General features: G+C 52.7%; 11 protein-coding genes. All 11 read left to right on the plus strand.

The window, feature by feature from the left end; translation table 11 throughout:
• Positions 1-11 precede the first annotated feature (11 nt).
• The 11 genes from mutL (at position 12) to AC0YNX_RS03195 (ending at position 13,036) form a co-directional block, all read left to right on the plus strand.
• Positions 12-2,135: a DNA mismatch repair endonuclease MutL gene (gene mutL, locus AC0YNX_RS03145; RefSeq protein ID WP_475814178.1), complete on the plus strand. Its 2,124-nt coding sequence runs from the start codon at positions 12-14 to the stop codon at positions 2,133-2,135.
• Positions 2,132-2,902, plus strand: coding sequence for a class I SAM-dependent methyltransferase (locus AC0YNX_RS03150; protein ID WP_475814179.1), 771 nt, complete (start codon positions 2,132-2,134; stop codon positions 2,900-2,902). The genes mutL and AC0YNX_RS03150 overlap by 4 nt, the downstream gene beginning before the upstream one ends.
• Entirely contained in the window at positions 2,899-3,906 is a 1,008-nt protein-coding gene (gene miaA / locus AC0YNX_RS03155) for a tRNA (adenosine(37)-N6)-dimethylallyltransferase MiaA (protein ID WP_475814180.1), read from the plus strand. The genes AC0YNX_RS03150 and miaA overlap by 4 nt, the downstream gene beginning before the upstream one ends.
• Positions 3,903-4,145, plus strand: coding sequence for an RNA chaperone Hfq (gene hfq, locus AC0YNX_RS03160; protein WP_090573234.1), 243 nt, complete (start codon positions 3,903-3,905; stop codon positions 4,143-4,145). The genes miaA and hfq overlap by 4 nt, the downstream gene beginning before the upstream one ends.
• Positions 4,146-4,360: 215 nt before the next feature.
• On the plus strand, positions 4,361-7,093 hold the full coding sequence (locus AC0YNX_RS03165; RefSeq protein WP_475814181.1) for a transglycosylase domain-containing protein: 2,733 nt from the start codon (positions 4,361-4,363) through the stop codon (positions 7,091-7,093).
• 33 nt (positions 7,094-7,126) lie between these two features.
• The gene (locus tag AC0YNX_RS03170) at positions 7,127-7,828 is read left to right on the plus strand and encodes a peptidylprolyl isomerase (protein ID WP_475815170.1); all 702 of its coding nucleotides are present in this window, start codon (positions 7,127-7,129) and stop codon (positions 7,826-7,828) included.
• Positions 7,829-8,058: 230 nt separating this feature from the next.
• Positions 8,059-8,613, plus strand: coding sequence for a ribonuclease FAU-1 family protein (locus AC0YNX_RS03175; RefSeq protein WP_475814182.1), 555 nt, complete (start codon positions 8,059-8,061; stop codon positions 8,611-8,613).
• Positions 8,610-9,290, plus strand: coding sequence for a YdcF family protein (locus AC0YNX_RS03180; protein WP_475814183.1), 681 nt, complete (start codon positions 8,610-8,612; stop codon positions 9,288-9,290). Before AC0YNX_RS03175 ends, AC0YNX_RS03180 begins: the two co-directional genes overlap by 4 nt.
• Before the next feature lie 117 nt (positions 9,291-9,407).
• Entirely contained in the window at positions 9,408-10,394 is a 987-nt protein-coding gene (locus tag AC0YNX_RS03185; RefSeq protein ID WP_475814184.1) for an AAA family ATPase, read from the plus strand.
• Between the two features lie 32 nt (positions 10,395-10,426).
• Positions 10,427-11,719: a GTPase HflX gene (gene hflX, locus AC0YNX_RS03190; RefSeq protein WP_475814185.1), complete on the plus strand. Its 1,293-nt coding sequence runs from the start codon at positions 10,427-10,429 to the stop codon at positions 11,717-11,719.
• Positions 11,720-11,776: 57 nt separating this feature from the next.
• Positions 11,777-13,036: a methionine gamma-lyase family protein gene (locus AC0YNX_RS03195; protein WP_475815171.1), complete on the plus strand. Its 1,260-nt coding sequence runs from the start codon at positions 11,777-11,779 to the stop codon at positions 13,034-13,036.
• Positions 13,037-13,076: the final 40 nt, after the last annotated feature.

The following is a 13,076-nucleotide window of genomic DNA, read 5'->3' on the forward strand; positions in this document are numbered from 1 at the left end:
TGCTGCGTAAGATGAGCAAAATCCGCGTATTGGACGAGCAGCTTGCCAACCAAATTGCTGCCGGTGAGGTAGTTGAACGGCCGTCTTCCGTTGTGAAAGAGCTTGTCGAGAACGCAGTCGATGCGGGAAGTACGACGATTGATATCGTCATTGAAGACGGCGGTCTTGCGCTCGTGCGCGTCACAGATAACGGTTCCGGCATCGAAGGTGACGATATCGAGACTGCGTTCTACCGTCATGCGACAAGCAAGCTCTCTTCCAGTAAAGATTTGTTCCGAATTGCAAGCCTCGGCTTTAGAGGCGAAGCGCTGCCGAGTATCGCGGCTGTGGCGCGAGTGGAATGCGTATCCTCGCCGGATAATTCGGGTCTTGGGCGCAAGCTGGTTATCGAAGGCGGCACCATTACCGCGAACGAAGAAACGAACGCTCCGCAAGGAACGGACATTAGCGTCCGCGAGCTGTTTTATAATACGCCTGCCAGGCTTAAGTATATGAAGACGATCCAGACCGAGATCGGTCACATTGCCGATTATGTCAACCGGCTGGCGCTAGCTCATCCGGGCATCGCATTCACGTTGAAGCATAACGGCAGCCTGCTGCTGCGTACGCTTGGCAGCGGCGATCGGCTTCAAGCCTTCGCCGCGATTTATGGCACGGCAACAGCAAAGGCGATGCTACCCGTCCAGGGCGAGCATCCAGACTATGAACTGCGCGGCTACATCTCGAAGCCGGAGCAGACACGCTCGAACCGTAATGGCATCACGATCGTAGTCAACGGTCGCTATATTAAGAGCTTCATCATTAATCAAGCGATCATGCAGGCATATCACACGCTGTTGCCGATCAATCGATTCCCGCTTGTTGTCTTGGAGCTTGGCATGCATCCGAGCTTGCTCGATGTGAACGTTCATCCTTCCAAGATGGAAGTCCGTTTCAGCAAGGAAGCGGAGCTGCGAGAGTTCATCGAAGAGGCGGTGAAGCGGGCCCTCGGCAAGCAGCGGCACATCCCAGGTCCTGCGCAGCCGACTGAACGTTCGAAGCCGGTCTATATTCAGGACCGTATCTCATTCCATCAGCCTGAAGCCAGCTTCGGCACAGGCGTAACCGGTTCGCCGGAGACGGCATTCGTGAAGCCGGAGCAGGAACAAGCAGGGTCGACGCGGCCAGCACTGCCCGTTACGGGGAAGGAGATTGCAGCAGCGCTCGAAGTTGCTGAGCAATCATTTGCCGCAGCGCAATCGGATACTACGGCAAGCAGCAGCTATACAGCTGCTCCCCAGCGTCCATCAAGCACTTCGGCTCCAGCTCCCGCGACAACGCTAGGCTCGTCAAACACATTCGGCAATGCTGCAGCAAGCAACCGCGGAACCGCGAACGACTGGCAAGCGCAAGCGATGAGTCGCCAAGCTGTACCGCGGGATGCGACAGAGCGGCTATATGCGCCGCCGAGCGTTCAGCGCGAAGAGCCTGTCGTTCGCGAGTCTGCCGCAGCGGGAACAGCCTATGATGCAGGCGGTAAGCAGATGAGCGATCGCGGTGACGCTCCCGTCTTCCCGGAGCTGTACTGGATCGGCCAGCTGCACGGCACGTACATCATCGCGCAGAATGAGGAAGGGCTCTTCCTCATCGACCAGCATGCTGCGCATGAGCGAATCAATTATGAGTACTATTTTGACAAATTCGCAAGACCGGAGCAGGCTAGCCAGCAGCTGCTTGTGCCGCTGACGCTGGAATTTACAGCTACCGAAGCGAATGCGCTGAAGAACAAGCTTCATCACTTGCTTGAAGCCGGTGTCGAGCTTGAACCGTTCGGCGCACACACCTTCCTGGTGCGCTCTTATCCGGAGTGGCTGCCGGCAGGCGAAGAGCATAATGTCATCGAAGAGATGGCGGAATGGCTGATCAGCGAGCGCGGAGCTGTCGATATCGGCAAGATGCGCGAGAAATCCGCCATTATGTGCTCCTGCAAAGCGTCCATTAAAGCGAATGACAGGCTGACGCGCGAGGAAGGCGAAGGGCTGTTGAAGCGACTCGCGGCTTGCATTCAGCCGTATACATGCCCGCATGGCAGACCGATTGTCGTCCATATGACAACCTATCAGCTGGAAAAAATGTTTAAGCGGGTGATGTCATGATCGTCACCACAACTCATAAACCTACGCAAGAGCAGCTTGCTTACGCGCAGAAGATTGCAGCAGAGCTTGGCGGCAGACTTGTGCCGCGTAAGCAAGACTCGCTAACGCTCCTTCGGGAGAAGTACGGCGATAACCGCCTTCTTGTTGCAGATGAGAAGGGCTTGCGCTATTATGAGGAATCGGAGGAGCCGCTGTATTTTCATCCCAGTATGGCTTATGTCCGGGTGAAACGAATGCGCAAGGGCGAGCGTGATCCGCTCATGACGTTGACAGGCTGCGAGCCTGGCGATGTCGTCGTCGATTGTACGGCTGGGCTTGGATCGGATTCGATCGTATTCTCCTATGCAGTCGGCGCGGCAGGCTCGGTGACGGCAATCGAGAGCGAACCTATGCTCTTTACTGTCGTAAGAGAAGGGCTGCAATCCTATTCCACGGAGCATGCAGACGTGAACGAAGCCTTTCGCCGGATCCAGATGCGCAACACGAATCATCTCGAATATCTGAAGCAGCTTCCAGACAAGAGTGTCGATATCGTCTATTTCGACCCGATGTTCCGCAAGCCGATGCACGATTCGTCTGCGCTTCAGCCGTTAAGAGGACTAGCGAATAACGAGGCGCTTAGCGAACAATCGGTTCGGGAGGCGTTGCGCGTTGCTCGCAAAGCCGTTGTGCTCAAGGAGCATGCAGCAAGCGGCGAGTTCGAGCGGCTCGGCTTCAAGCGCCAGCATATAAACAAAATTGCTTACGGAGTGATCCTGCCAACATGAGCTCAGCATCCAATGATAGCGGCAAACCAAAGCTGCTCGTGCTCATCGGCCCGACAGCAGTCGGCAAAACGAGAATGAGTCTAGATATTGCGAAAACTTGGAACGCCGAGATCATCTCGGGCGATTCCATACAAGTGTATAAAGGAATGGATATTGGCACTGCGAAGATCAAGCCAGAGGAGCGGGAAGGCATTCCCCATCATCTGATTGATATTTGCGAACCGGAGCATCCGTTCTCTGTTGCAGAATTTCAGGAGCGCTGCGGGGCGCTTATTCCGGACATTACGAGCCGAGGCAAACTGCCATTCATCGTAGGCGGAACCGGTCTCTACGTGGAGTCGGTCTGTTATGGCTACGACTTCGCTGATGTCGGCGGGGATGACGAGTTCCGCGAGGAGATGCGTCTCTTCACGCTCTCCCACGGCACCGAAGCGCTTCACGAGCGTCTTCGCGCGGTCGATCCTGTTGCTGCGGAGCGACTGCATCCGAATGATCAGCGGCGCGTCATTCGTGCGCTTGAAGTGCATCATTTGACTGGCGGCACCGTATCCGAGCAGCTCGAAGGACAGAAAAAAGAATCGCCCTTCGAACTGTGTATTATCGGACTTACCATGGACCGCGCAGTTCTGTATGAGCGGATTAATCAGCGCGTCGATGCGATGATCGAAGAGGGGCTGGTTGAAGAGGTGCGCGGGCTGCTCGCCAGAGGGGTGCCCTCGAATGCAGTGTCCATGCATGGACTCGGCTACAAAGAAATCGTTCTCTACCTGGAAGGACATCTGACGCTAGAGGAAGCAGTCGAGATGCTAAAGCGGGACACGCGCAGGTTCGCCAAGCGTCAACTCTCGTGGTTCCGGCATATGAAGGATATTCACTGGATCGACAGTTCGGAAAACTTTAACAAGAATTTGAAATTGATTCATGCTATAATAGCAGGAAAGTTTAGGATGAATCTTGAATATACTTTTAACCAACCTTTTGACGATGGGGGTAAAATACAATGAACAAATCAATCAATATTCAGGATACATTTCTGAATCAACTTCGCAAAGACAGTGTGCCGGTGACTGTTTACCTGACGAATGGCTTCCAAATCCGCGGTGTCATCAAGGCGTTCGACAACTTTACGATCGTCATTGACAGCGAAGGACGTCAGCAAATGGTGTACAAGCATGCGATCTCGACCTTTACCCCACAACGCAACGTTTCGCTAATGCAGATTCAAGAGAACAACGAAGCTTAATTGTTAATGAAAGCAAGATTGAAACTTTTTCAAACCATGTTACGTTTAATTGGATAGCGGCAAGAAAGAGCAACCCTTGCGCTCATGCGGGGTTGTTTCTTTTTGTCACGGCCGAACGCTGCAGTCGTTTCAATATGGACCGTTGCCGTTTACACATATAGGGTATAAATAGAGAGAGAGGATATCTCACGGAAGAACTGGAGGGGACCTTACAGATGACTGAAGGACCACGCAGCACGAGGAGCAGTAAGGCGGAGAAGAAGGGGAAGCCCGGCAAGAAAGGCAAGAAGCGCGTCAATCGCCGGAAGGCAGCGATTTGGTTGTTCTTCACAGGCGCGATAGCAGTCGTTTGCGGCATTATAGGGTATTTGTTAATTATTCTGAACGGTGAACGCATTCTCGCCGAGAATCAAGATAAATTCGTACTTCCGGAAGCGTCCACGATCTATGATTCGCAAGGCAAAGAGGTTACGAAGCTTTATCAGGCGGGCGGTAATCGCGAGAACGTGGAATTCGCTGAGATTCCGGAGCTGATGCGCGAAGCTGTAATCGCGACAGAGGATCGGCGGTTCGAGGAGCACTCCGGCATTGACCTATGGTCCATCGGACGTGCGATTGTAAGAGACGTTGTAGCGCGCAGCGCCGTTGAAGGCGGCAGTACGATTACGCAGCAGCTCGCGAAGAACTTGTTCCTGACGCAAGACAAGACGTTCTTCCGTAAAGCGACGGAAGCCTCTATCGCAGTCGCGTTAGAGCATAAGAAGACGAAAGATGAGATTATTACGATGTACCTGAACCGGATTTATTTCGGCAAAGGGGTATACGGGATTAAATCTGCAGCCAAGTACTACTTCAATACCGACTTGAAAGACTTGCAACTGTGGCAGATGGCGACGCTTGCGGGTATTCCGAAGGCGCCTGGAAACTACAACCCGATTAACAATCCAGAGGATTCGATGGAGCGGCGCGGCGTTGTTCTGAAGCTGATGCTTGATCAGGAGTACATTACGCAGGCGCAGTATGATGAAGCGAAGGCGGTTAAGTACGTTCCGGTTGAGCATCCGAAGACGTCGAGCGATACGTACCCGGCATTCCTCGACTTCGTCATTAACGAAGCTGAGCGCGTCAGCGGTTTGACGGAAGAGCAGCTCCGCAGCGGCGGCTATAACATCTACACGACGCTGAATACGCAGGCTCAATCCGCGGCTGAGAAACAGTTCGAGGACGACGACAACTTCGAGAAGAGTGTCGATGAGCAGCAGGAGCAAGCCGCGATGATTATCGTTGACCATCGGAATGGCGAGATTCAAGGACTTGTCGGCGGTCGCGATTATGTGAAGAAAGGGTTGAACCGCGTACTTGTGCCGCGTCAGCCGGGTTCTTCGTTTAAGCCAATCACCGTGTATGGTCCAGCAATTGACTCAGGTGACTGGTTCCCATGGTCGATCTTGCAGGATACGAAGGCTTGCTATGGCTCCTACTGTCCGACCGATTCGAATAAGATCAAGTACGTCGGTCCGATCCAAATGAAGCAGTCGCTCAAGGAATCGCGTAATGCATCTGCAGTATGGCTTCTGAATGAAATTGGAGTGAAGACCGGACTGAGATTCGCGGACAAAATGGGCTTTACACTCGATAGCACGCAAGACCGCAACTTGGCGATTGGTCTCGGCGGTTTGACGAACGGGGTAACGCCATTCGAGATGGCGAAGGCGTATAGCGCTTTTGCGAATGAAGGCAAATCGGTTGATCCGCATTCCTTGGTCAAGATTACAGATAGTGAAGGCGATCCGCTGTACCAATATAGTGAGCCGAAGTCGGAGCAGTTAATGAAGACGGATACGGCCTACTATATGACGGAAATGATGCAGGCTGTCTTGGAGAAGGGCGGAACAGGTGTTAATGCCCGCCTCGACCGTCCGGTAGCAGGCAAGACCGGTACGACGCAGAACGGTATTCCAGGTCTCGTGAATGGATACAACCGTGATGCCTGGTTTGCCGGTTTTACGCCGGAATGGACGGCCGTTGTGTGGATGGGCTATGATCATACCGATAAGGACCATATGATTAAGAAGAGCAGTTCTCAAGCCGCAGCATTGTTCGGCAAAGTTATGAAAGAAGCGATGAAAGGCGTGCCGAAGGGAAGCTTCGCGAAGCCAAGCGATGTTCAAGAAGAGAAGCCGCCGGTTGGCATTACGAACTTCAACGCCGTCTACGACGAGCAAGCGGCTCTTGTGAAGCTGGCTTGGTCGCCAGTTGAAGGCACAGGCATGACCTACCGAATCTATCGTAAAGAAGCGAGCGATGCTCAGTTCACGAAGCTGATGGATGCGCTCGATGCGACTGGCGTGGACGATATGAGCGTTATGCCAGGAATGAGCTATCAGTACTATGTCACAGCCTATGATCCGTCGAAGGAGATGGAAGGTACGCCATCTGAGACAATCAAGGTGGATATTCCTGAGGTAGAGATTAATCCTCCTCCAACGGATGGCACGCCTGGCAATGGCAATGAGGGCAACCCAGGCAATGGCAACGATGGAACACAGCCTGGCGATCCGGGGAACGGTAATGAGACGCCAGGTAATGGCGGTCAAACGCCAGGAGACGGTGGTCAAACACCGGGCGATGGCGATACGGGAACACCTGGAAACGGCGGTACTCCTGGTGACGGTGGTAACAATGGTCAGACGCCGGGTAACGGAGGCACCGACACGCCAGGTAATGGTGGCGATCAGCCGACTCAGCCAGGAACAGGTGGCGGCAATACCGGTACTAACAATGGTACAGGAGGCACGCCAGGTTCAGGCACGGGTACTGGAGACGGCAATTCTACGGGCGGCGGTCAGAATAACGGCACATTGCCGGTCGATACCCAGCCTGATCAGCCTGGCTCGAACGACCAGAGCGGCGGCACGACGAATCAAACAACGACTACGAATCCTTAATAAGCAGGATACATGGAGGCACATCCGAACATGATGAATCGAACTGCGCTAGTACTCATTCTATCAGCTATGCTAATTGTGGTAGCTGGCTGCGGCAATAAACCGGATAACAATGCGATTCAGAACAATCAAAGCACGGTTAGTGATAACACGAACAATTCGACAACAGGAGGTTCGTCGGACACGGCAAAAACACCAAAACAATGGAAGAAGATGCCGGAGATGTCCATTGATACCGCGAAGACTTACAGTGCGGTCTTCAAGACGAACAAAGGCGAGTTCACGGTTGACCTATACGCCAAAGATGCACCGCAAACGGTTAACAGCTTCGTCTTCTTGTCTAAGGAGAAGTATTATGACGGTGTTCCGTTCCACCGCATCATTCAGGATTTCATGATTCAAGGCGGCGATCCGACTGGTACTGGCATGGGCGGTCCGGGCTATAATGTTCCGGATGAGTTCAATAATGGCCATAAGTTCGAGGATGGCGTTCTTGCGATGGCAAACACGGGCCAGAAGAACACAGGCGGCAGCCAATTCTTTATTTGCACTGGCGCTGGTGCCGATTTCTTGAATCAACAGCCGAACTACACGATATTCGGTAAAGTTTCCGCAGGGATGGATGTTGTACAGAAAATCGCTGCGACGCCGGTTGGTCCAGGCAATGGCGAACAGACAGATAGCAAACCGACGGAAGATGTCCATATCGAGACGATTACCATTACAGAGAAATAAGCTTGGATTTAAGGAGGGGGGCAGCGGATGCTGCTCTCCTTTTGCATTTTGAGGCAAGCAGGGGTTGGTTTATTTTCCTGCTTCGCTGGAATATGGACGTTAAGATGTGGTAAGCTTTTTTTAATAAGGGAAATCTACCCTTCTGCAGCGTTCTGACTGTGGTGTCAGGTCTGCAGGTGTGCTTCCGCGCTGTCCCATTTGGCGCGATCCTAACGGAAAGGTCGTTCCGTATGAAACGAAAATTTTCTGACCGAGCCAATTGGCGCCGCATCCTGCGAAGAAGCTATACGTGCCTTTCGATGGACGCAGACGAGTTCAGAGGACTTGTCACGTTCTACCGCATCCATGAATTGCGTGAACCGCTTTGGAAAGAATACAACGGGCGCAGATTATGCCTCGCTGACCGCGGATATTTGTGGATGCAGCACTTCCCGCGTGGTGAACATTTTGTTGTGACGACGATGTTTGATGATAAGAACCGGGTCGTTCAATGGTATATCGATATTTGCAAGACGCAAGGTCTGACGGACCAGCAGGTACCGTGGTTTGACGATTTGTATCTGGATGTCGTTGTACTGCCGACCGGGGAAGTGTTCCTTCTTGATGAAGATGAGCTTGAGGAAGCAGTAAGTCAAGGCACCGTTACGAACAAGGATGCTGCGCTTGCTCGCAAGACTGCGGGAAGGTTGTTGTCCACGATTCGCAACGGACGGTTCCGATATTTCACGCTTAGCCTCAAGCATCGCAAAGCACTTGCTCAGAATGGAGAACTTAGCGAATCATGAAATCAGTTCCAACTACAAAGAAGCCTAGAAAGCGCAGCGTCCGCAGTCGGTACCGGTTTATTCGGTTCCTGCTGCGGATCGTCGCTTTCGGTGCCGCAATCGGTGTATTCTGGTGTGCCTATTTGCTCTATATCATTAATGGCTACGAGGCACCGAAGACGATTCCGAAGGCGGACGCAGCGATCATTCTCGGTGCAGCCCTATGGTCTGACGTGCCAAGCCCCGGCCTGAAAGAACGGCTTGATTACGGATTCAATTTGTACAAGCAGGGGAAATTCGCGAATTTCATATTGTCCGGCGGACATGATCATAACGGTTCTACCTTATCGGAAGCGGAAGGCATGCGCAATTATTTGGCAGCGAAGGGCGTTCCTGCTGAAGCGATGGTGCTTGAAGCGGATTCGCGCAGTACATATGAGAATTTGCTGTTCAGCAAGCCGCTGGCGCGTAAGCAGGGGTGGAACCATCTGCTTATCGTGACGCATGATTACCATGCGCCGCGTGCTCTGGACATTGCGCAGTATTTGGATTATTCGAATGATGTGGTGGCGATTGGCTTCAAGTCGCAAGTACTATCCGTTGCGAAGAATTATTCGCGTGAAGTGCTTGCTTTCACGAAGTGGAAGCTTGATGAGCTGCTGCTGCGGATGGGCGTACAGCTGCCGAATTCGTTCTGAATAGGGTTCTGTAAGCCTGGCTTCGAAAACTGTTAATATGGCTGAAATCACTAGAATACAATGGATTATACGTGCAACTGATGCCGATGATCCAGCGAAGGATAGGTGATGAAGCAGATGGACGATCGAGTCGTATCAACAGGAGGGGGCGGCAGCGGCAGACCTTCGCGGCAGATTAATGTGGTGCTTCGCAGCAGTGAGTCTTTTGCAGCATCGACGAGCAGCTCGGCGCAAGCGCTTGATAGCGAGCCGGTAGCTGCGGCAAGGCCATTATCCGCGAATGATCCATACCTCGAGATCCAGCGGGAGCTTGACCCGATGGTTGGTTTGGAAAGCGTCAAGCTGCTTATTTATGAGATTTATGCGCTGCTGCAGATTAGCCGAATGCGTTCAGACGCAGGCTTGTCAGGCGGCTCGCATGTGTATCATATGATCTTTACAGGCAATCCGGGGACAGGCAAGACTTCAATTGCGCGGATTGTCGCGAAGCTGTTTAACAAGATGGGCGTCCTCTCGAAGGGGCATATGATCGAGGTCGAACGAGCAGATCTGGTTGGCGAGTATATCGGTCACACCGCTCAGAAGACGCGTGATCTTGTGCGCAAAGCGCTTGGCGGCGTTCTGTTTGTGGACGAAGCATACAGCTTGGCCAGAGGCGGGGAGAAGGATTTTGGCAAGGAAGCGATCGATACGCTCGTGAAGGCGATGGAGGATTACCGGAATCAGTTCGTTCTCATCTTGGCCGGCTATCCGCTTGAGATTGAGAATTTCCTGCTGACGAATCCCGGCCTGCCTTCCAGGTTCCCGATCCAGATTGATTTCCCGGATTACTCGATTGATCAGCTCATTCAGATCGCGGAGCTCATGGCGAAGGATCGGGATTACACGCTAATGCCACAGACGATCTTCAAGCTGAGGCAGCATCTTATGCAGGAGAAAGCGATGTCGATGTTTTCTTTCAGCAACGCAAGGTATGTACGCAATATTATTGAGAAAGCGTTCAGGCATCAAGCCGTGCGCCTCTTGAATCAATACTCGAGCAGCTCGCCTGGGAAGCAGGAGCTGATGACTGTTCGACCGGAAGATTTGAAGTGGGAGAAGTAAAAGGCAAGTAGAGAAGGAGTTGCATGGCAAGTATGCGGCAAAGTACGTACGATACAGAAAATGAGCTTCAGGATCGGGCGGTCCTCGTCAGTCTGGTAACGCCAGATATCAAGCGGGGCACCGGCGATCCTGAGCATTCCTTGCAGGAGCTTGTCAGCTTGGCCGAGACGGCGGGAGTTGAAGTGCTCTCTACGCTGACACAGAACAAGGAATCAGTCGATACCAAATGGTTTATCGGCAAAGGGAAGGTCGAGGAGCTGCGTGCGGTTGCTGAGGAGCTAGGGGCTACGACCGCAATCTTCGATCAGGAGTTATCCGGAGCGCAGGTGCGCAATCTGGAAGAGGCACTCGATTTGAAGATTATTGATCGGACGCAGCTCATTCTTGATATCTTTGCTCAGCGGGCGAAGACTCGCGAGGGAATTATTCAGGTGGAGCTGGCACAGCTGAGCTATTTGCTCCCGCGTCTGTCTGGTCACGGAAAGAATCTATCCCGTCTAGGCGGGGGAATCGGAACGAGAGGTCCCGGTGAATCGAAGCTGGAGACGGATCGCCGTCATATCCGGGATCGGATCTCCGATCTGAAGCATGTGCTAGACGAGGTTGTCCGCCATCGGACGCTGCACCGTGAACGTAGGAAGAAGTCTGGCGTACAGCAGGTTGCATTGGTTGGTTATACGAATGCCGGCAAATCGACGCTGCTTCGTGAGCTGACAGCCGCGGATGTTTACGTTGAGAACCAATTGTTCGCAACTTTGGACCCAACCTCGAGAACGCTGGAGCTGCCAAGTGGCAAAGAAGTGATTCTTACCGATACGGTTGGATTTATTCAGAACTTGCCTCATGACTTGGTCGCGGCATTCCGGGCAACACTGGAAGAGGTATGCGAAGCGGATCTCGTTCTGCATGTCATTGATAGCTCATCCATTATGCGCGAGGAGCAAATCCGCGTAGTAGAGCGGATTCTAAGCGATCTCGGAGCGGCCGGCAAGCCGACGCTGATGATCTATAACAAGATTGATATGTGCGAGGATATCGAATCGCAGCTGCTGCCTGCGAACGGACAAGATACGCTCGTCATGAGCGCGTTCAACAAAGATGAATTGCTCCGTTTGAAGCAGACGATTCAAGATCGGTTGACTGGGGATACGAAGACCTTTATGCTGCCGGCTGAACGCGGTGATCTCATCGCTCTTGTGTACCGGACCGGTGATGTCATCGAACAGTCCGTAGATGGCGATAATATGCGGCTGACTGTGCAGCTAAGCAAGCAAGATTATGAAGTACACGGGCATAAGCTGGAAGCTTTCGTGGAACAGGTATAACGAAGGAACTATTGAGGAGAGACATCTATCGTGAGGCAGCATGAAAGTGAAAGTTGGCTGGAATTAACCAAGTGGGCGGAGGCTGCGGAGACGCAGGCCGCCCCTGTTTTTCGTTCTATTGATGGCATCGCTGAGCGCAATCAGTGGAAAGTCATCGCAGCGTTTCAGAAGCACAAAGTAAGTGATTTTCATTTTAATGGATCTACTGGATATGGATACAATGATACGGGTAGAGAAATACTCGATCTTGTTTATGCGGATGTGATGGGCGCGGAAGCTGCTCTGGTTCGGCCGCATTTTGTTTCGGGTACACATACAATAAGCTGCGCGTTGTTCGGCCTGCTGCGCCCAGGGGACGAGCTTCTCTACATTACCGGCAGACCGTACGACACCTTGCATAAGGTCATTGGCAAGCCAGGTGACGGCAAAGGCTCTTTGCAGGATTTCGGCATCGGATATGGGGAAGTGGCGCCGCTCGCTGATGGGGAGATTGATTGGGAGACGGTAGCGGCACGCATGAATGAACGCACGAAAGTGATCGGCATTCAGCGTTCACGCGGCTATGACTGGCGCTCCTCCTACACGGTGGCTCAGATCGGGGACATGGTAAAGCGGATTAAAGCATTGAAGCCGGATGTATACGTGTTCGTCGATAACTGCTATGGAGAATTTACAGAAGAGCTTGAGCCGACTGAAGTAGGCGTTGACCTTATGGCTGGCTCGCTGATTAAGAATCCGGGCGGTGGACTTGCGCCGACTGGGGGCTATGTGGCTGGTACGCAGAAAGCGGTGGACTTAACCGCTTATCGGCTTACAGCACCTGGGATCGGAGGCGAGGTTGGGGCAACGCTCGGCACGCTTCGGGCAATGTATCAAGGATTCTTCTTGGCGCCGCATCTTGTGGGACAAGCGATTAAGGGAAGCGTATTTGGCGCTGCGATGTTCGAGATGCTTGGATTCGAGAGCAATCCTCGTTATGATGCGCCGCGTACGGATCTCATTCAAGCAATCCGATTCGACCGCGCGGAGCAATTAATCGCTTTCGTACAAGGCGTGCAGCGCGCATCCGCTGTAGATGCACATGTCGTGCCAGAGCCATGGGATATGCCTGGCTATGAACATCCTGTCATCATGGCGGCAGGTACCTTCATGCAGGGTGGCAGCTTGGAGTTATCTGCGGACGCTCCTATTCGCGAGCCATATATTGCGTATATGCAAGGCGGACTCACGTATGCCCACGTCAAATATGGTGTTCTGAATGCTTTAACTGTGCTCGCCGAACGAGAATTAGTTGTAATTAAACCTTACACAACTTGACACGTTTTTGGCATGGCGGTACAATGTAAGTATATATCAG

The sequence above is a fragment of the Paenibacillus sp. J31R98 genome, assembly GCF_056269245.1.

Bases quoted from the DNA above. Each gene is read 5' to 3' on its own strand.
- AC0YNX_RS03180 (WP_475814183.1), top strand. From the start codon at position 8,610: ATGAAATCAGTTCCAACTACAAAGAAGCCTAGAAAGCGCAGCGTCCGC.
- AC0YNX_RS03185 (WP_475814184.1), top strand. From the start codon at position 9,408: ATGGACGATCGAGTCGTATCAACAGGAGGGGGCGGCAGCGGCAGACCT.
- mutL (WP_475814178.1), top strand. From the start codon at position 12: ATGAGCAAAATCCGCGTATTGGACGAGCAGCTTGCCAACCAAATTGCT.
- hflX (WP_475814185.1), top strand. From the start codon at position 10,427: ATGCGGCAAAGTACGTACGATACAGAAAATGAGCTTCAGGATCGGGCG.
- AC0YNX_RS03150 (WP_475814179.1), top strand. From the start codon at position 2,132: ATGATCGTCACCACAACTCATAAACCTACGCAAGAGCAGCTTGCTTAC.
- hfq (WP_090573234.1), top strand. From the start codon at position 3,903: ATGAACAAATCAATCAATATTCAGGATACATTTCTGAATCAACTTCGC.
- AC0YNX_RS03165 (WP_475814181.1), top strand. From the start codon at position 4,361: ATGACTGAAGGACCACGCAGCACGAGGAGCAGTAAGGCGGAGAAGAAG.
- AC0YNX_RS03170 (WP_475815170.1), top strand. From the start codon at position 7,127: ATGAATCGAACTGCGCTAGTACTCATTCTATCAGCTATGCTAATTGTG.
- miaA (WP_475814180.1), top strand. From the start codon at position 2,899: ATGAGCTCAGCATCCAATGATAGCGGCAAACCAAAGCTGCTCGTGCTC.
- AC0YNX_RS03175 (WP_475814182.1), top strand. From the start codon at position 8,059: ATGAAACGAAAATTTTCTGACCGAGCCAATTGGCGCCGCATCCTGCGA.